Source organism: Streptomyces sp. NPDC028368, assembly GCF_055565615.1.
Genome location: NZ_JBVHTY010000007.1, coordinates 363,735 through 383,067, shown reverse-complemented (window position 1 = coordinate 383,067; position 19,333 = coordinate 363,735). Strand labels below are relative to the sequence as shown.

Here is a 19,333-nt window from a genome sequence, read left to right as displayed (position 1 = left end):
AGACGCCCCCGCCTTCCGTACACATGCGACATCGGACAACCAGCCAGTGTTTCAGGCAAAGATCTGACTGAAGGCCTTCCAATCGATGGGCCTGGGCGGTTGTAATGCGGGGGTTCCAATCCGTGATCCACTCAAGGACGGTGCATATGGGCGCGCACCCTCCCCCAGGCTCTGCAGGAGCAGGGGGCACCCCCACCACCGAAGCGGTCCCCATCGCCGGCGAACCCGGCAGCGGACCCATCGGGGGGCAGTCGCAGGACGGGCTGCAGGCAGGACTCAAGAACCGCCATCTGTCGATGATCGCCATCGGCGGGGTGATCGGTGCGGGGCTGTTCGTCGGCTCCGGTGCCGGTATCGCGGCCGCCGGGCCCGGCATTTTGCTGTCGTATGCGCTGACCGGGCTGCTGGTCGTGCTGGTGATGCGGATGCTGGGCGAGATGGCCGCGGCCTCCCCCACTTCCGGGTCGTTCTCCGCCTACGCCGACCGGGCGCTGGGCCGCTGGGCGGGCTTCACGATCGGCTGGCTGTACTGGTTCTTCTGGTCGGTCGTGCTGGCCGTCGAGGCGACCGCCGCGGCCTCGATCCTCACCGGCTGGGTCCCGGCCGTCCCGCAGTGGGCCTGGGCGTTGCTGGTGATGTTCGTGCTGACCGGCACGAATCTGATCTCGGTCGGCTCGTTCGGTGAGTTCGAGTTCTGGTTCGCCGGGATCAAGGTCGTCGCGATTGTGGTCTTCATCGTGGTCGGCGCACTGGCGATCTTCGGGCTGCCGCCGGGCGATCATGCGGTGGGCATGTCGAATCTGACCGGGCACGGCGGATTCCTCCCCCATGGCCCCGGGGCGATTCTCTCCGGAATGCTGCTGGTGGTGTTCTCCTTCATGGGGAGCGAGATCGTCACGCTGGCGGCGAGTGAGTCGCCCAATCCGGTGCTGGCCGTGCGGAAGGCCGTCAACAGCGTGATCTGGCGGATTGCGCTCTTCTACATCGGGTCGATCGCGGTGATCGTGACACTGCTGCCGTGGAACGACCCGGCGGTGGACAAGAGCCCGTATGTGGCGGTGCTGAAGTCGCTGGACATTCCGTACGCGGGCACCGTGATGGACGTGGTCGTGCTGACCGCGGTGCTGTCGTGCCTGAACTCCGGGCTGTACACGGCCTCGCGGATGGCGTTCTCGCTCGGTAAGCGGGGCGATGCGCCGAAGTCGTTCGCGTCCGTCAACAAGGGCGGCGTCCCGGCGGTGGCGATCTGGGCGTCGGTGGCCTTCGGGTTCATCGCGACGATCTTCAGCTACACGTCGAAGGACACCATTTTTCAGTTCTTGCTGAACTCTTCGGGTGCGGTGGCGTTGTTCGTGTGGCTGGTCATCTGCTTCTCGCAGCTGCGGATGCGGCGGGTCATCGAGCGGGAGACGCCGGAGCGGCTGACGGTACGGATGTGGCTGTACCCGTGGCTGACGTACGCGACGATCGGGCTGATCGTGTTCGTCGTGGCCTATATGTTCTACGACCCGGACGGGCGGGAGCAGATGGTGCTGTCGGTCGTGGCGGCCGTGGTGGTGCTGGCCGTGGGGCTGGTGCTGGACCGGCGGCGGCCTCGGGAGGCGGAGGCGGGCGCCTCCGCTGACGGCGCCGCCGGTGTTCCGGCCCAGGCCGTGGACCGGTAGGAAGCGGCGCGGGCCCCGCCTCACCGTGCGGTGAGTGCGGGGCCCGTTCGCGTATGCGGTGCCGTCAGCGGCGGCCGCCCGCCAGCTTCCACGCGGTCGGCAGGGCGCCCATGGCCAGCGCGGCCTTGAGGGCGTCGCCGATCAGGAACGGGACGAGACCGGCGGCCATGGCCTGGCCGAAGGACATGCCGGTGCTCAGGGCGAGGTAGGGGACACCGACGGCGTAGATCAGGGCCGTGCCGGCGGCCATGGTGGCGGCCGTGCGCAGGACGCCGCGGTCGCCGCCGCGGCGGGCCAGGGCGCCCACGACGGTGGCGGCGAGCAGCATGCCCAGGATGTAGCCGAAGGTGGCGCCGCCCGCGCCCGAGGTGCCGCCCGCGAACCAGGGCATACCCGCCATGCCCGCCAGCGCGTACAGCGCGAGGGAGAGCAGGCCGCGGCGCGCGCCGAGCGAGGCGCCGACCAGGAGGGCGGCGAAGGTCTGGCCGGTGACCGGGACCGGGGAGCCGGGGACCGGTACGGCTATCTGGGCCGCGATGCCGGTGAGCGCGGCGCCGCCGATGACCAGCGCGGCGTCGCGGACGCGGGCGCGGGAGGCGGTGGTGGTGGCGGGCAGCAGGTCGGCGAGGACCGCACCGTTGCGGGGGAAGGCTGCAGTGCTCATCGGGGCTCCGCGAGGTGAGAGGGGTTCCGGGACAGGACGGGACGCATTGACGTTAGTTCAGGAGACCGACGGAGATCATCGTGTGGCGGCGACAAAGCCGTAACGGCCCGCTTGGAGAGTTCTGCCCAACCGCCGCGATGGCCAGACCCGTTGGGGAGGCGGCGGAGCTGCAGGTCACGTGATGCTCATCACGGCCTGGGCCCCGGCGGAACGCCGGTTTTGTGGTAGCACGCGGACGGCGGCGAAACTGGGGGCGCCCCGCGGAGACCTGTGGAGTTCCCCCAAAGCACACCTTGTGAGAGTACGAGCCGATGCACGACGCAACGCCCCCCACCGGGACCGCCCCGCTCGGTGCGGGTGCCGGCGAACAAGAGCCGCTGTCCGGCGGGCTCAAGCAGCGCCATCTGACCATGATGGGCCTGGGCGGGGTGATCGGCGCGGGCCTGTTCGTGGGCTCCGGCGCGGGGATCTCGGTGGCCGGGCCCGGAATCGTGCTCTCGTATCTGATCGCGGGCGCGCTGGCGATGCTGATCATGCGGATGCTCGGGGAGATGTCGGCGGCGATGCCGGCCTCCGGTGCGTTCTCGGTGCATGCGGAGCGGGCGCTGGGGCGCTGGGCGGGCTTCAGCGTGGGCTGGCTGTACTGGTTCCTGCTGGTGGTGGTGCTCGCGGTGGAGGCGACCGGCGCGGCGGGGATCGCCGCCGGGTGGGTGCCCGGCATTCCCCAGTGGGGCTGGGTACTGATCTTCATGATCGTGTTCACGGCGGCCAACCTGGCGGCGGTGAAGAACTTCGGTGAGTTCGAGTTCTGGTTCGCGGCACTGAAGGTCACCGCGATCGTGCTGTTCCTGGTGCTGAGCCTGCTGGCGATTTTCGGGGTGCTGCCGGACACCGATCCGGTGGGGGTGGCCAACCTGACGGGTCAGGGCGGTTTCCTGCCGAACGGCTGGTCCGGCGTCGTATCCGGTGTGCTGGCGGTGGTGTTCGCGTTCGGCGGCCTGGAGGTCGTCACCATCGCGGCGGCCGAATCGGACGATCCGGCACGGGCGGTCGGACGGGCGGTGCGCAGCGCGGTGTGGCGGATCCTCTTCTTCTACGTGGGCTCGATGCTGGTCATCGTGACGCTGCTGCCGTGGTCGTCGATGCAGCCGGGCAAGAGTCCCTATGTCGCGGTGCTGGACGGCATCGGGGTGCCGGGGGCCGGGCAGATCATGAACATCGTGGTGTTCGTGGCGCTGCTCTCGGCGCTGAACGCCAATCTCTACGGGGCCTCGCGGATGGTGTTCTCGCTCGCCGAGCGGGGCGAGGCGCCGCGCGGGCTGCTGAAGGTGTCGCGGGGCGGGGTGCCGAGGCGGGCCGTGCTGGCCTCCGTCGCCTTCGGGTTCGTCTCCGTACTGCTCAATCTGAAGTGGCCGGATTCGGTCTTCCTGTACATGCTCAACGCCGTGGGTGCGGTGCTGCTGTTCGTGTGGGGGCTGATCGCCGTTTCCCAGTTGCGGCTGCGTCCGCGTATCGAACAGGAGGCGCCCGAGAAGCTGACGCTGCGGATGTGGGCGTTCCCCTGGCTGACGTGGGTGGCGCTGGCGGCGATGGGCGGCGTCCTGGTGCTGATGCTGACCGATGACGCGGCGCGGCCGCAGCTGCTGTGGTCGGCCGGGGCGACGGCGGCGGTGCTGGCCGTGGCGGGCGTACGGGAACTGCGGGCGCGGCGCGCGCGGGGCTGAGACGGGCCCGGGGGCTGCGGGCCATGCGGGGCCCGAGGCGAGGATCACACCACGTCGCAATCGACGACGAAGCGGCCACAGTCGGTCACGATCTCGTCTGAATAGCGAACATTCGCTGCACGACTGTTGCCCTGAGCGGACACCGGCGCTCAGACTGAGCCCGCTTCACCGCAGGACCCCTGGAGTTGAGCCGTCGGCGGCCCCGGGAGAACGCAGTATCGCCCCGCTTCGCTCTCACATACTGGGACAGGTACGACATGAATCGGACACCCTCGTCCGCCACGCCGCTGCGCAAGCAGACCGATGCGGTCCAGGGCGCCGGCCAGGACGGCGGACCCGCGCTGTCCAACGGCCTCAAGCAGCGCCATCTCTCCATGATCGCCCTGGGCGGCGTGATCGGCGCCGGCCTGTTCGTCGGCTCCCGCGAGGGCATCGCCGCCGCGGGCCCCTCGATCGTGCTGGCCTATGCGATATCCGGCGCGCTGGTCATGCTGGTCATGCGGATGCTCGGCGAGATGGCCGCGGCCAACCCGGCCTCCGGCTCCTTCTCCGTGCACGCCGAGCGCTCCATCGGCTCCTGGGCCGGCTTCACGGTGGGCTGGATGTTCACCGCTCTGCTGTGTGTGGCGGTGGCCGCCGAGGCGCTGGGCGCCGCGGACATCATGACCCACTGGTTCCCGGGCACCGAGCCCTGGATGTGGGTACTGCTGTTCATGGTGATCTTCACCGCCACGAACCTGACGGCGGTCAGCAACTTCGGCGAGTTCGAGTTCTGGTTCGCCGCACTCAAGGTCGCCGCGATCGGCATCTTCCTGGTCCTGGGCCTGCTCGCCATCTTCGGCGTACTGCCGGGCGCCGAGGCGCCGGGTACCTCCCACCTCACCGGTGACGGCGGCTTCCTCCCCAAGGGGGTGGACGGCCTGATGGTCGGCCTGCTGGCTTCGGTGTTCGCGTACGGCGGTCTGGAGACGGTCACCATCGCGGCCGCCGAGTCCAAGGATCCGGTGCGCGGCGTGGCGAGCGCGGTGCGCACCGCGATGTGGCGGATCGCCCTCTTCTACGTCGGTTCGATGGCCATCATCGTCACCGTCATCCCGTGGAGCGCCCCCTCGATCGCCAAGAGCGGTCCCTATGTCGCCGTCCTGGACTACCTCCAGATCCCGGCGGCCGGCCAGATCATGAACGTCGTCATCCTGGTCGCGCTGCTCTCCGCGGTGAACGCCAACATCTACGGCGCCTCGCGGATGGCGTACTCCCTCATCTCCCGCGGCCAGGGTCCGGCCTTCCTCGGGAAGGTCAGCGGCGGCGTGCCGCGCCGCGCGGTGCTGATGTGCTCCGCGTTCGGCTTCCTCGCGGTGCTCTTCAGCTTCCTGTGGCCCGACACGCTGTTCAAGTGGCTGCTGAACATGGTCGGTGCGGCCGTCCTGGTGGTGTGGGGCTTCATCGCGGTGGCGCAGCTGCGGATGCGGCGGCGGCTGGAGCGCGAGGCGCCCGAGAAGCTCGTCGTGAAGATGTGGGCCTTCCCCGTCCTGACGTGGGTGGCACTGGCCGGGGTCGCGGCCGTGCTGCTGCTGATGCTGCGGGACGACAACCAGCGCATCCAGCTGCTGTTCACCGGCGGCTTCGGCGTGGTGCTGACCGTGATCGGGCTGGTCCGGCAGCAGGCGGCCGCCAGGAGCGGCCGGTAGCGCGCCTGCGGGCAACCCCTTGAGGCGGGGCGGGATCTCCTACGGAGGTCCCGCCCCGCCTCCGTCTTTGGGACCAGTCCGTTCCCCGCACCCGGCCGGTGATCACTCCTGCTGATAGCGTGCTCTTGCACATTATTTGCAACTACTGCACATAAGCAGCTTGGAGGCGGGATCGGCATGGCGACCTACACACTTCCGGAACTCCCCTACGACTACGCGGCGCTGGCGCCGGTCATCAGCCCCGAGATCATCGAGCTGCACCACGACAAGCACCACGCGGCGTATGTGAAGGGCGCGAACGACACGCTGGAGCAGCTCGCCGAGGCGCGCGACAAAGAGGCCTGGGGCAACATCAACGGCCTCGAGAAGAACCTCGCGTTCCACCTCTCGGGGCACATCCTGCACAGCATCTACTGGCACAACATGACCGGTGACGGCGGCGGCGAGCCGCACGAGAAGGACGGTGTGGGCGAGCTGGCCGACGCCATCGCGGAGAGCTTCGGGTCGTACGCCGGGTTCAAGACCCAGCTGACCAAGGCCGCCGCCACCACCCAGGGTTCCGGCTGGGGCGTGCTCGCCTACGAGCCGGTGACCGGCCGGCTGATCGTGGAGCAGATCTACGACCACCAGGGCAACGTCGGCCAGGGCTCGGTACCGATCCTGGTCTTCGACGCCTGGGAGCACGCGTTCTACCTTCAGTACAAGAACCAGAAGGTGGACTTCATCGAGGCGATGTGGCAGGTCGTCAACTGGCAGGACGTGGCCAAGAGGTACGCGTCCGCCAAGCAGCGCGCGAACAACCTGCTGCTGGCCCCGTGAGCGCATAGCGGCACCGTGCGTCCTGCCTCGTGATCGTCTTCTCACCTTTCACCCGGCAGGCGGAATGACGGAGGGCCCCCGGACGTCCGATACGTCCGGGGGCCCTCCTGCGCTCAGTGCTCCGACGCGGCGCTCCGGCCCAGCGCCCGCGCCCGGCGCTCGGCGCTTCAGTCGAAGATCGGGCCTTGCGTCCGCGTCCGCTTGATCTCGTAGAAGCCCGGGATCGACGCCACCATCAACGTGCCGTCCCAGAGCTTTGCCGCCTCCTCGCCCTTGGGGGCCGGGGTGACGACCGGGCCGAAGAAGGCGATCTGGTCGCCGTTGTGGCCGGGGACGGCGATGACCGGGGTGCCGACCTCCTGGCCGACGAGTTCGATGCCCACCTTGTGGGAGGCGCGCAGCTGCGCGTCGTACGTGTCCTTGTCGGCGTACTCGATCAGGTCGGCGGGCAGACCCGCGTCCTCGAGGGCGGCGGCGATGCTTTCGGGACTCACGCCGAGGCCTTCGTTGTGGATGCGGGTGCCCAGCGCGGTGTAGAGCTTGCCGACGACCTCATCGCCGTGCAGCTGCTGAGCGGCGATCACCACCCGGACCGGGCCCCAGGCCTTGCCGCCGGGGCGCATGTTCTCGCGGTATTCCTCGGGCAGCTGGTCGAGCTTGTCCTCGTTGAGCACCGCCAGGCTCATGACATGCCAGCGCACCTCGACCTGACGGACCTTCTCCACCTCGAGCATCCAGCGGGAGGTCAGCCAGGCCCAGGGGCACAGCGGGTCGAACCAGAAGTCGGCCGGGGTCTTCGCGGTCTCGGACACGGGGTCTCCTCTTGCGAGCGGTGATGGCTGAGAGCGGTGCGGTGTTGTTCTGTGCACGCTTCAACACATCCGCTCCGTGCCATGATTCCCAGTGTTCGATATTCGAGACGAGGACGAGGGAGTCACGTCGTGCCAGGTGAAAATCTGTCCCGGGACGAGGCCCGTACGCGGGGCCGGCTGCTGAGCGTTGACGGGTACGACGTGGCGCTGGACGTCCGCTCAGCGGTGCAGCGCGGCGCGGCCGCCGACACCTTCCGCTCGCGGACCACGATCCGGTTCCGCTGCGCCGAGCCGGGCGCGGCGACCTTCGCGGATCTGCTCGCCCCGTCGGTCACGTCCGTCACCCTCAACGGCCGGGAGCTGGACCCGGCCGAGGTCTTCGACGGCACCCGGATCACGCTGGCGGGGCTGGCCGCCGAGAACACCCTGGTCGTCGATGCGCAGTGCGCCTACAGCCGCACCGGCGAGGGGCTGCACCGGTTCGTCGATCCCGAGGACGGCGAGGTCTACCTCTATACGCAGTACGAGCCGGCCGACGCGCGCCGGGTCTTCGCGAACTTCGAACAGCCGGACCTGAAGGCGCCGTTCACGTTCGAGGTGACCGCCCCCGAGGGGTGGACGGTGCTCAGCAACGGCGCCGAGGAAGGGGAGCCGGCGGGCGGCCGGCACCGGTTCGCGACGACGGCGCCGATCTCGACGTACATCACGGCCGTGGTCGCCGGCCCGTACCACTACGTCGCCGACAGCTACCGCCGCACCTTCGAGGACGGCAGCGAGCTGGAGATCCCGCTGGGGGCGCTGTGCCGCAAGGGGCTGGCACGGTATTTCGACGCGGCGGATATTTTCACCGTCACCAAGCAGGGGCTGGACTTCTTCCACGATCACTTCGACTATCCGTATCCGTTCGGGAAGTACGACCAGGCCTTTGTGCCGGAATACAACCTCGGGGCGATGGAGAACCCGGGGTGCGTGACCTTCCGGGAGGAATTCATTTTCCGGGGGAAGGTGACCGAGGCGTCGTACGAGGGCCGGGCGAACGTCATCCTGCACGAGATGGCGCATATGTGGTTCGGCGACCTGGTGACCATGCAGTGGTGGGACGATCTGTGGCTCAAGGAGTCGTTCGCGGACTTCATGGGGGCGTTCTCGCTGGTGGAGGCGACGCGGTTCACGAACGGCTGGATCACCTTCGCCAATCGGCGTAAGTCCTGGGCCTACCGCGCCGATCAGCTGCCGTCCACGCATCCGGTCACCGCGGACATCCGCGACCTGGAGGACGCCAAGCTGAATTTCGACGGCATCACGTATGCCAAGGGTGCGTCCGTACTCAAGCAGCTGGTGGCCTATGCCGGGCGGGAGGCGTTCCTCGAGGGCGCGCGGCGGTATTTCAAGCGGCATGCGTACGGGAATACGCGGCTCGCGGATCTGCTGTCGGTGCTGGAGGAGACCTCGGGGCGGGACATGACCGCCTGGTCGGGGGCCTGGCTGGAGACGGCGGGCGTCAACTCCCTCACGCCGCAGGCCACTTATGACGCGCAGGGCCGCATGACGGAGCTGAGCATCTTCCAGGAGGCGCCGGCCTCGCACCCGCAGCTGCGGCCGCACCGGGTGGCGGTAGGGCTCTACCGGCGGCAGGACGCGGGCGGCGCGCTGGTGCGCTACGCCCGCGCGGAGGTGGACGTCTCCGGTCCGCGTACGGTCGTCGCGGAGCTGGCCGGGGCCGAGCGGCCCGAGCTGATTCTGGTCAACGACGAGGATCTGACGTACTGCAAGATCCGGTTCGACGAGGGGTCGCTGGCCACCTTGCGGACCCGGCTCGGCGAGCTCGTCGACCCGCTGGCGCGGGCGCTGTGCTGGGCCGCGCTGTGGGGCCTGACGCGTGACGGGCTGATGCCGGCCCGCGACTATCTGGACCTGGTGCTGCGCTTCGCGGGCCCGGAGACCGAGATCGGCGTGCTGCAGTCGCTGCACACCCAGGCCGAGACGGCGCTGGAGCTCTACTCCGCGCCCGGCCACCACGAGAGCGCCGCCCGGGAGCTGGCCGAGGGCGCGCTGCGCGAGCTGCGGCAGGCCGAGCCGGGCAGCGGGCATCAGCTCGCCTGGGCCCGGCACTTCGCGTCGGTGGCCTCCTCCGCCGCCGATCTGCAGCTGCTGCGCGGCCTGCTGGACGGCAGCGCGAAGATCGACGGCCTGGAGGTGGACCAGGAGCTGCGCTGGACGTTCCTGGAGCCGCTGGCCTCGCACGGCGCCGCGGACGAGTCCGTCATCGCCGCCGAACTGGCCCGCGACGACACCGCCTCGGGCAAGCGCCATGAGATCCGCTGCCTGGCCGCCCGGCCGTCCGCCGAGGTCAAGGAGCGGGCGTGGACCGATGTCGTGGACTGCGACGCGCTGTCGAACGCCTTGGTGGAGGCCACGATCAGCGGATTCGTTCAGTTCGGGCAGCCGGAACTGCTGGCGCCGTACGCGCCGCGCTACTTCGCGGTGATCGAGCGGGTGTGGCAGGAGCGGTCCATCGAGATCGCGATGTCGGTGGTGCGGGGACTGTTCCCGGCCTGGCTGGTGACGCAGTCCACGCTGGACACGGCGGACGCCTGGCTCGGGGAGCACGCGGACGCGGCGCCCGCGCTGCGCCGGATCGTCTCGGAGCAGCGGGACGATCTTGCGCGGGCGCTGCGCGCACAGGCTTGTGACGAGGCGGCCGCGCCCAGGCCGTAACCCCGGTCACGACCAGCCCTTTTCGGCAGTCGAACGCCCGTACTTTAGGACAGGGTTGTCCTGTTTGCGGTACAGGCGTGTAACAGCGGTTAGCGGGCGGAGCGGGGACGGGAATGGCCGGGTCATGAACCACGACACCCCGCTCTCCCCGCTCCCCCTCCGCCACCTCTCCGACGCCCGGTGCCGGGTGCTGACCACTCGTCAGCTGCGTGAGCACGGCGTGCTGCCCGCGGAGACCACCGAACGGTGCCGGCCCGGCGGCCCCTGGCAGCAGATCCTGCCCGGTGTGTATCTCCTCCACCCGGGGCCGCCCACCAGCGAGGAGCGGCTGCACGCGGTGCTGATGTACGCCCGTCACCGGGGGCCGACGGTGCCCGTCCAGGGCGGGGGGCAGCCCGGCGCCCCGGCGGCGATGATCACCGGGCTGGCGGCGCTCGCCCTGCACGGCTTCACCACCGCTCCCCCGCTGCTCGCCCTCGACCGCATCGAGGTGCTGGTCGCCCGCACCCGGCGGCTGCGCTCGGCCGGCTTCGCGAAGATCGTCCGGGCGGCGGAGATGCCGGTGCCGCTGGACGTCACCGGGGTGCCCACCGCGCCGGTCCCGTGCGCGCTCGCGGACGCGGTCGCCGAGCTCACCGACGCGTCAACGGTGCGCCGGCTGCTGACCGAGGCGGTACGCGGCGGGCACTGCGAAGCGACCGCGCTGGTACGGGAACTCAGCCGGGCGCGGCTGCTGACGAAGCCGCATGTGGTGGACGCGGTGGACACCCTGATGGCCGAGGGCCGGGCGCTGGCCGAGCAGCGGCTGTACGCCATGGTGCGCGACCACGGCCTGCCCGACCCCTGCTGGAACGTCGATCTGCGGCTTCCGGGCGGACCGCACCTGGGCGGTGTGGACGCCTACTGGCCGGAGCACGCGGTGGCCCTGGAGATCGACACCCGGGCCCCGCGCACCGGGGAGGACCCGCTGCGCTCCCCCTACGACCACAAGCGCGAGCACCTGGAGCGGCTGGGCATCACGGTGGTGCGCTGCCTGCCGCGCGCCCTGCGCGATGCCCCCGGCCAGCAGGCCACGGTGGTGCGTACCGCCCTGATGGCGGCCGATGACCGGGAGCCGAGCGCGTATGTGGTCGTCGTGCCCCGTTAGCGCGGGGTCCTTTCAGCTCAGGGTTCAGCGCTTCACCAGCAGTTCGACGTTACGGTCCCGGGCCGTGCCCGCCAGGTCCGTACGCGCCTCGGGCGCATTGAACGACAGCTCCCGGTAGAGGGCGGCCAGACCGGTCTGTGAGAGGTCGGCGAAGTCCGTACGGTGCGGGGCCGCCGACTCGACCAGGGTCGTCAGCAGCGACAGCGTGCCGTCGCGGTTGTCCACCAGCTCGATGACCCGGGCGAGCTGCGGGAAGTCGATGTGCGAGGCGGTGGATATCTCCCAGAAGCTGCCGTGCGGGGTGATGTCGTTCTTGTGGCTGTGGCCGTTGATCCAGCCGACGACGCCGGGGTGGGCGGCCAGCAGCTCGACCAGCTCCGCGCCGCCGTGCCGCTTCTCGTGCGGGTGGGCCGGGTCGGGCCGGGTGTTGTTCATGGTCTTGCTGGTGTGGTGGCTGAAGACCAGGACATGGCGGCCGGCGGCCTTCTCCTCGTCCTTCAGCACCCGCTTGAGCCAGCGGAGCTGGCCGTCGCCCAGCGATCCGGTGTAGTGGCCGCCGGGGTCGGTCGTGTCCAGGCTGATGCCCAGGACGTGGTCGGAGACGGGGAAGGTGTAGTAGAGCCGGTCCTCGGCGAGGTGGGCCGCGGTGTAGCCGTGGCCGTGCGGGCCGGCGCCGGTGCGGGCCGGGTCGAGGTGGGCCTTGAGGTACTCGGCGCGGGTGAACGGGGCGCGCCGCTCGTCGGGAGTGACCGGCCTGGCCTTCCTGGCGTGCGCCTTCAGCAGCCGCTTGAAGTCCTCGCCCTTGGGGTCGAGGCCGTTCTTGACGGCCTTCCACACCTTCGCGGCCTCGGCGGCGGGCAGCGTCTCCAGCTTGCGGCCGCCGGTGGCGATCTCGGTGAAGAAGGGGTCGCCGGGGGCGTAGCAGCCGCCGGGCAGCGAGTCGTGGTTGCCGACCGTGGAGTACCAGGGCAGGCGCAGCCCCGGGCTGTGGACGGTACGGATCGCGGCGTCGAGGAACCCGTGCAGGTGCGGGAAGCCGAGCTTCTTGTCGGCGTCCCGCAGGGCGCTGTCCGGCTGCCAGTAGAGGGCCAGGCCGCTGTCCTGGACGCCTTCGTAGCGGCGCGGATCGCCGGAATTCGGGGTGATCCGGCCGCCGCTCATCGCGGTCAGGAACCACTCCAGCTCGAGCTTGGAGTTGTTGTCGGTGTTGTCGCCGGTGGTCATCACGAACGACAGCGGCGCGCCGGTGGCGGGCCCGCCCGGCAGCGCGTTGACCCGCTCGATCAGCGAGATCACCCCGGCGACGGAGAGCGCCTCCTGCGGCCGCCAGGCGCTCGCGGTCTCGGCGCGCAGGTACTCGTAGCGCAGCGGGCTCTGCACATCGACCAGGTGCAGGTCGGTGAACTGGACGAAGGACGCCAGGGCGGTACGGCGACCCGCGCGCCCGCCGTGGGCGGTGGCCAGTTCGGCGCGCACGACCCGGTCCCAGGCGGGGCCGTCGGCGAGCCGGCGGTAGCCGGAGGTGCCGCGCGGGGCGGCGACGCCGGCGAGGGTGGTGCCCTTGGTGTACGGGGTGCGGGGGACGGCGGGGGCGGCCACCGGACCGGGTGCGGCGGGAGCCGGGCCCGGGGCGAGGGTCGCGGCCGCGGCGGGCCGGTCGCCCCCGAGGCCGAGGGCGAGCCCGAGCCCGGTGGCGGCGCCCACGGCGCCGGTGGCGGCGAGGAAGGTACGACGGTCGAGAGTGGCGGCGGCGGACCGTATACGGGACATGCGCGAACTCCCCGAGTGCGAACGCGAAGGCGGCCGGGCAGCACAACTGCCCTGTCACCTGGGATCGTTGGCATCGGGAATGACCTGCGAGTGAACGGCACCGCAACGCCGCCTGCCCATCACCGGACAGGGATCACGGCCGGCCGTCGCCGCCATCGGCCGGTCACCGTCTCCGGGCCGCGGCAACGCATGCCGGCCATCCGGTGTTCATGTAGCGGGGTAACCAGACCAGCCCGTTCCCCGCCCATGCCCCTCACCCTGCGCCGCCGGCCGTCGCTCTCCGTGGCGCGGGCGCCCGTCCGGCCGTATCCGGACCCTCCTGCCCACGCTCCACGGAATGGAACGGATTGGACAAGGCGACGGGGTTCACACACATGATGGGAGCACTACTGAGCAGGTGTTCCCAGCAGACATCTCCATCAGGCCGGAAAGAAGGAGTCCCATGAGGATCGGAATCGTCGGAGCCACCGGACAGGTCGGCGGCGTGATGCGGGGCATTCTCGCCGAGCGGAATTTCCCGGTCGAGCAGCTTCGCCTGTTCGCTTCGGCGCGGTCCGCCGGCCGTACGCTGCCGTGGCAGGACACCGAGATCACGGTCGAGGACGCGGCCACCGCCGACTACTCCGGTCTGGACATCGTGCTCTTCTCGGCCGGCGGTGCCACCTCCAAGGCGCTGGCGCAGAAGGTCGCCAACGCCGGCCCGGTCGTGATCGACAACTCCTCGGCGTGGCGACGTGACCCCGAGGTCCCCCTCGTCGTGTCCGAGGTGAACCCGCAGGCGATCACGGACCGCCCCAAGGGCATCATCGCCAACCCGAACTGCACGACGATGGCCGCCATGCCCGTGCTGCGTCCGCTGCACGACGAGGCCGGTCTGGTCTCGCTGGTCGTCGCCACCTACCAGGCGGTGTCCGGCAGCGGGCTGGCCGGTGTGGCCGAGCTGGACGGCCAGGTCCGTAAGGTCATCGACCAGGACGCCACCAAGCTGGTGCACGACGGCTCCGCGGTGGAGTTCCCGAAGCCGGACAGCTATGTCGCCCCGATCGCCTTCAATGTGCTGCCGATGGCCGGCTCCATCGTCGACGACGGTCTGAACGAGACCGACGAGGAGCAAAAGCTCCGCAACGAAAGCCGCAAGATCCTGGAGATCCCGGACCTGAAGGTGTCCGGCACCTGCGTGCGGGTCCCGGTCTTCAGCGGCCACTCCCTCCAGATCAACGCCCGCTTCGCGCGTCCGCTGAGCCCCGCCCGCGCCCAGGAGCTGCTGGCCGGCGCCCCCGGCGTCACCCTCTCCGATGTGCCGACCCCGCTCGAGGCCGCCGGCCAGGACGCCTCCTTCGTGGGCCGCATCCGCGCCGATGAGACCGCCGAGAACGGCCTGGCGCTGTTCGTCTCCAACGACAACCTCCGCAAGGGCGCGGCGCTGAACGCCGTCCAGATCGCGGAGCTGGTCGCGGCGGAGCTGCGCGGCTGACGCCGGCTGCGCCGCTCACAGCGCACAGTGCCCGTACGGATCCGTCCGTACGGGCACTCGTCGTTTCCCGATCCCTCTCAGGGGCGGCGCACCTCGAACTGGAAGCACCCGTACTCCAGGGCCCGTACGTGCACCAGCGCCACCTCCGGGTCGGCGAACGCCTCGTCGAAGGCCGCCTCGAAGCCCTTCTCCGTCTCCTGCGGGATCTCGAAGAACTGCCCGCCGACGATCTGCCCCGCGGCGTTGTAGCGGCGGATCGTGCGCAGTGCCCCCGCCCGCGCGAACGGATATCCGGCCCGGTCCCCGTCCGGCCCCTCGCACGCCCCGGCGTGAATGAACACCGGCCCCTGCTCGCAGTACGCCCCCGGCTCGGCCCCGGTGGCGGCCGCCCATCGCCGCAACGGCGCATACGACACGAGCGCGACCCGGTCGCCGGGGACGATGCTCCGCAGGCAGCAGCGGAGCGGGCTGCCGACACAGTCCAGCGGGACGCCGTCCTCACGGGCGGTGAACGGCTCGGGCGGGCGGCCCGCGTCGTCGGTGACCTGGAGTTCCTTCAGGGCGGCGGAAGGGATGGGGCGGGGGGTGTAACGGAGGATGTGCTTGATCATGCCTTCAGTTTGCGGCGGTCGCCGGTGCGTTGCTGGCGGGATTCGGACGCCACGATCGACAACCGGCACAGAGCCTTGGAGCCCTCGGTTGAACGACAGCCGTCGGCAGCTACCCGGGCAGCCACCATGGTGGCACCTGAAATACCACCCCTCATTCCCCCGGGACCGCGTGGAAGGATGGCCGAAGAATCCCATGCGATGACGAATGCGAAGGAGATGGCCGGGTGCCTGGCACGAATCTGACCCGCGACGAGGCGCAGCAGCGGGCGCGGCTGCTGAGTGTGGACGCGTACGAGATCGATCTCGACCTCTCCGGCGCCCAGGAGGGGGGCACCTTCCGGTCCACGACGACGGTGCGGTTCGACGCGGCCGAGGCGGACGCGGAGTCGTTCATCGATCTGATCGCGCCGGCCGTGCACGAGGTCGTGCTCAATGGCGAGGCGCTGGATGCGGCCGAGGTGTTCGGGGATTCGCGGATCGCGCTCGCGGGGCTGCGGGCCGGCCGTAACGAGCTGAAGGTCGTGGCGGACTGCGCTTACACCAACACCGGTGAGGGGCTGCACCGGTTCGTCGACCCGGTGGACCAGCAGGCCTACCTCTACACGCAGTTCGAGGTGCCGGACGCGCGGCGCGTGTTCGCGTCGTTCGAGCAGCCGGACCTGAAGGCGACGTTCCAGTTCACCGTGAAGGCCCCGGAGGGCTGGACGGTGATCTCCAACTCGCCGACCCCGGAGCCGGGTGAGAACGTCTGGCGCTTCGAGCCCACCCCGCGCATCTCGACGTACATCACGGCGCTGATCGTCGGCCCGTACCACAGCGTGCACAGCGCGTACGAGAAGGACGGGCGGTCGGTGCCGCTGGGCATCTACTGCCGGCCGTCGCTGGCCGAGCACCTGGACGCGGACGCGATCTTCGAGGTCACCCGGCAGGGCTTCGACTGGTTCCAGGAGAAGTTCGACTACGCCTACCCGTTCGCGAAGTACGACCAGCTCTTCGTGCCGGAGTTCAACGCCGGCGCGATGGAGAACGCGGGCGCGGTGACCATCCGCGACCAGTACGTCTTCCGGTCGAAGGTGACGGACGCGGCATACGAGGTGCGGGCGGAGACCATCCTGCACGAGCTGGCGCACATGTGGTTCGGCGACCTGGTCACCATGGAGTGGTGGAACGACCTGTGGCTGAACGAGTCGTTCGCCACCTACACCTCGATCGCCTGCCAGGCCTACGCCCCGGGCTCGAAGTGGCCGCACTCGTGGACGACGTTCGCCAACTCCATGAAGACCTGGGCCTACCGGCAGGACCAGCTGCCGTCCACCCACCCGATCATGGCCGAGATCAACGACCTGGACGACGTCCTGGTCAACTTCGACGGCATCACGTACGCCAAGGGCGCCTCGGTCCTCAAGCAGCTGGTCGCGTACGTCGGCATGGAGGAGTTCTTCAAGGGCGTGCAGGCCTACTTCAAGGCGCACGCGTACGGGAACACCCGGCTGAGCGACCTGCTGGGCGCGCTGGAGGAGACCAGCGGGCGGGATCTGAAGACCTGGTCGAAGAAGTGGCTGGAGACGGCCGGGATCAACATTCTGCGGCCGGACATCGAGACGGACGCCGACGGCGTGGTCACCTCGCTCGCCGTCCGGCAGGAGGCTCCGGCGCTGCCGGCCGGCGCCAAGGGCGAGCCCGTGCTGCGGCCGCACCGGATCGCGATCGGCGCGTACGAGCTGCAGGACGGCAAGCTGGTCCGGACCGAGCGGATCGAGCTGGACGTGGACGGTGAACTGACCGCCGTACCGCAGCTGGTGGGCAAGCGGCGCCCGGCCGTCATCCTCCTCAACGACGACGATCTGTCGTATGCGAAGGTCCGCCTGGACGAGGAGTCGCTGAAGGTCGTCACCGAGCACCTGGGCGACTTCGCCGAGTCGCTGCCGCGCGCCCTGTCGTGGGCGTCGGCCTGGGACATGACGCGGGACGCCGAGCTGGCCACCCGGGACTATCTGTCGCTGGTGCTGTCCGGTATCGGCAAGGAGTCGGACATCGGCGTCGTCCAGTCGCTGCACCGCCAGGTGAAGCTGGCGCTGGATCTGTACGCGGCCCCCGAGTGGCGCGAGAGCGGCCTGGCGGCCTGGACCGGGACGGCGCTGGAGCAGCTGCGGGCGGCCGAGCCCGGCAGCGACCACCAGCTGGCGTGGGCCCGTGCGTTCGCCGCCTCGGCCCGTACCGGCGACCAACTCGACCTGCTGCAGGGCCTGTTGGACGGTACGGAGACGGTGGCGGGGCTGACGGTGGACACCGAGCTGCGGTGGTCGCTGCTGCAGCGTCTGGCGGCCACCGGGCGGGCCGACGACAAGGCCGTCGCGGCGGAGCTGGAGCGGGACAAGACCTCTGCGGGCGAGCGGCATGCGGCCACGGCCCGCGCGGCCCGGCCGACGGCGGAGGCGAAGGCGGAAGCCTGGGCGTCGGTGGTCGCGTCCGACCAGCTGCCCAACGCCGTGCAGGAGGCCGTCATCGGCGGCTTCGTCCAGACCGATCAGCGCGAGCTGCTGGCGTCGTACACCACGAAGTACTTCGACGCGGTCAAGAGCGTGTGGGACGCGCGCAGCCATGAGATGGCGCAGCAGATCGCGGTCGGGCTCTACCCGGCGCTCCAGGTCTCCCAGGAGACCCTGGACGCCACGGACGCCTGGCTGGCCTCGGCACAGCCGAGCGCGGCCCTGCGCCGTCTGGTGACCGAGTCGCGGTCGGGGATCGAGCGGGCGCTGAAGGCGCAGGCGGCGGACGCGGCGGCGGGCGCCGCGTAGGTCCGGCCGCGGCGCTGCGGTACGGCGCCGGTCGCCCCGGTGGAGTGGGGGCGGCCGGCGCCGTTCGTCGCGGTGGCCGGGCGTCCGCCGCAGGCACGTGGGAACGCCCGGCGGACGGGCGCCAGTTGCGTTGCCGTCCGCCGGGCGGGCTTGGGGAAGGGCGTCCGCCGGGCCCCGCCCCCTCCACGGGGCCCGGCGAAAGAAGGGGTGCGGTACCTGAGAAGAGGTCAGCCGTCGAGCTCGTCGAAGCGGCGGACCAGTGCGGCGCGGCCGGCTTCGGTGAGGGTGCCGTGGACCCGCATGCGGGCGAGGCCGCCGTCCGGGAAGACGCCGAGCCGCACATGGGTGGCGGTGACGGCCCGCGGCAGCTTGAAGCGGTGCGGGGTGTCCGGCTGGAGCTTCGTCCTGGGGACGATCTCGAACCAGGAGGATGCGTCGGACGGGTCACCGTCACAGCCGTACAGGGCCGCCCAGCCGGCCGAGTTCCCCTTCAGATACGCGGTGTCGATCTCGACGGCGCGGATCTCGCCCTGTGCGGCGAGGCGGAAGCGCACCCAGTCGTTGGTGCCCTTGACCCGGCGGCGGCGGTTCTCCCAGCCGTCGTCCATCTTGCGGGAGAGGTCGGGCTGGATGATCTGGGTCGGCGAGGAGTAGAAGCGGTCGGAGGCGTCCTCGACGGTGCCGCCGTGCATCACGGAGGCCAGGTCGAGGGTGCCGAGCACATCGAGCCACTCCGGGTCCGGCACGACCTCGCCGTAGACCCTCAGGCGGGCTATGCCGCCGTCGGGGTGCTGCTTGAGGCGCAGGTGGGTGAAGCGGCGCTCGGCGGTGACCTCGAAGCCGTTGGCGGCGTGGCCGCGGACGGGCGTGCGCGGGACCAGCTCCTCCCACTTCACGCCGTCGGCCAGGAGGTCTTCGGGGCTGGGACTGCCGGGCAGCGACGTCGCCTCGACGGTGACCTGCTGGGGGTAGTTGCCGCGGAAGTGGGCGGTGTCGACGATGACGCCGCGGATCACGCCGGGGGCGGCGAGGCGGATCAGCGCCCAGTCGTGCTCGTCGTCGGTCGGGAAGGGGTGCTCTCCGTCGGCACCGCGGCGGCGCCGGGTCTCCCAGCCGTCCATGATCTTGCCCTTGTGGCCGAAGTGCTCGGGGTCGAAGACCGCCGGCGTGGGCTTCAGCAGATTCTCGCGCTCGGCGAAGAACTCGTCGTTCGCGGCGATCACACCGGCGCCGAAGCGGCGGTCGGCGAGATCGACGAGCGAGGTGAAGGGGAAGTCCCCGCCGCGGTAGTCGGCGTAGGGGTCTCCGCCACCGTACGGGTTGGCGTCGTTGGCGTGCGGATCGGTGGAGTCGGCGGCCGGGGTGGCGGTCATCGTTGCCCTTCGGTGCGGAGGGTGGTGCGGACGGCTCTACCGTCGCAGGACCGGAACCGCCAGGTCTATCG

13 protein-coding genes are annotated in these 19,333 nt (G+C 70.5%); 8 read left to right on the top strand and 5 right to left on the bottom strand.

Features of this window, described 5'->3' with window-relative positions; translation table 11 throughout:
• Positions 1-146 precede the first annotated feature (146 nt).
• The gene (locus ACZ4S3_RS19055; RefSeq protein ID WP_467935321.1) at positions 147-1,664 is read left to right on the top strand and encodes an amino acid permease; all 1,518 of its coding nucleotides are present in this window, start codon (positions 147-149) and stop codon (positions 1,662-1,664) included.
• Positions 1,665-1,728: 64 nt separating this feature from the next.
• Here ACZ4S3_RS19055 and ACZ4S3_RS19050 read toward each other — a convergent pair whose 3' ends face one another.
• Complete coding sequence (locus tag ACZ4S3_RS19050; RefSeq protein WP_467935317.1) at positions 1,729-2,328, bottom strand: biotin transporter BioY; 600 nt, start codon at positions 2,326-2,328, stop codon at positions 1,729-1,731.
• 311 nt (positions 2,329-2,639) lie between these two features.
• Between ACZ4S3_RS19050 and ACZ4S3_RS19045 the strand changes: the two genes are divergently transcribed.
• The 3 genes from ACZ4S3_RS19045 (at position 2,640) to ACZ4S3_RS19035 (ending at position 6,559) form a co-directional block, all read left to right on the top strand.
• The gene (locus ACZ4S3_RS19045; protein WP_467935313.1) at positions 2,640-4,052 is read left to right on the top strand and encodes an amino acid permease; all 1,413 of its coding nucleotides are present in this window, start codon (positions 2,640-2,642) and stop codon (positions 4,050-4,052) included.
• 257 nt (positions 4,053-4,309) lie between these two features.
• Positions 4,310-5,740: an amino acid permease gene (locus ACZ4S3_RS19040; protein WP_467935309.1), complete on the top strand. Its 1,431-nt coding sequence runs from the start codon at positions 4,310-4,312 to the stop codon at positions 5,738-5,740.
• 177 nt (positions 5,741-5,917) lie between these two features.
• Positions 5,918-6,559: a superoxide dismutase gene (locus tag ACZ4S3_RS19035; RefSeq protein WP_467935305.1), complete on the top strand. Its 642-nt coding sequence runs from the start codon at positions 5,918-5,920 to the stop codon at positions 6,557-6,559.
• A 167-nt stretch (positions 6,560-6,726) separates the two neighbouring features.
• On the opposite strand, the gene ACZ4S3_RS19030 is transcribed toward ACZ4S3_RS19035, so the two are convergent.
• Positions 6,727-7,371: a mycothiol-dependent nitroreductase Rv2466c family protein gene (locus tag ACZ4S3_RS19030; protein WP_467935301.1), complete on the bottom strand. Its 645-nt coding sequence runs from the start codon at positions 7,369-7,371 to the stop codon at positions 6,727-6,729.
• 129 nt (positions 7,372-7,500) lie between these two features.
• Between ACZ4S3_RS19030 and pepN (ACZ4S3_RS19025) the strand changes: the two genes are divergently transcribed.
• Entirely contained in the window at positions 7,501-10,089 is a 2,589-nt protein-coding gene (gene pepN / locus ACZ4S3_RS19025) for an aminopeptidase N (RefSeq protein ID WP_467935297.1), read from the top strand.
• A 124-nt stretch (positions 10,090-10,213) separates the two neighbouring features.
• The gene (locus tag ACZ4S3_RS19020) at positions 10,214-11,236 is read left to right on the top strand and encodes a hypothetical protein (RefSeq protein ID WP_467935292.1); all 1,023 of its coding nucleotides are present in this window, start codon (positions 10,214-10,216) and stop codon (positions 11,234-11,236) included.
• Positions 11,237-11,260: 24 nt separating this feature from the next.
• Here ACZ4S3_RS19020 and ACZ4S3_RS19015 read toward each other — a convergent pair whose 3' ends face one another.
• Entirely contained in the window at positions 11,261-13,006 is a 1,746-nt protein-coding gene (locus ACZ4S3_RS19015; RefSeq protein WP_467935288.1) for a TIGR03767 family metallophosphoesterase, read from the bottom strand.
• Positions 13,007-13,448: 442 nt separating this feature from the next.
• On the opposite strand from ACZ4S3_RS19015, the gene ACZ4S3_RS19010 reads away from it, so the two are divergent.
• Positions 13,449-14,480 (top strand): aspartate-semialdehyde dehydrogenase, encoded by a 1,032-nt coding sequence (locus tag ACZ4S3_RS19010; protein ID WP_467935285.1) that lies wholly within the window; start codon positions 13,449-13,451, stop codon positions 14,478-14,480.
• 77 nt (positions 14,481-14,557) lie between these two features.
• Here the strand turns inward: ACZ4S3_RS19010 and ACZ4S3_RS19005 are convergent, their stop codons facing one another.
• The gene (locus ACZ4S3_RS19005) at positions 14,558-15,091 is read right to left on the bottom strand and encodes a DUF1203 domain-containing protein (RefSeq protein WP_467935280.1); all 534 of its coding nucleotides are present in this window, start codon (positions 15,089-15,091) and stop codon (positions 14,558-14,560) included.
• A 224-nt stretch (positions 15,092-15,315) separates the two neighbouring features.
• On the opposite strand from ACZ4S3_RS19005, the gene pepN (ACZ4S3_RS19000) reads away from it, so the two are divergent.
• Positions 15,316-17,889 carry an aminopeptidase N gene (gene pepN, locus ACZ4S3_RS19000; protein WP_467935277.1) on the top strand — a complete coding sequence of 858 codons (2,574 nt, stop codon included), beginning with the start codon at positions 15,316-15,318 and terminating at the stop codon, positions 17,887-17,889.
• A gap of 227 nt (positions 17,890-18,116) precedes the next feature.
• Here pepN (ACZ4S3_RS19000) and alc read toward each other — a convergent pair whose 3' ends face one another.
• The gene (gene alc / locus ACZ4S3_RS18995) at positions 18,117-19,262 is read right to left on the bottom strand and encodes an allantoicase (RefSeq protein ID WP_467935272.1); all 1,146 of its coding nucleotides are present in this window, start codon (positions 19,260-19,262) and stop codon (positions 18,117-18,119) included.
• Between the last annotated feature and the right edge of the window lie 71 nt (positions 19,263-19,333).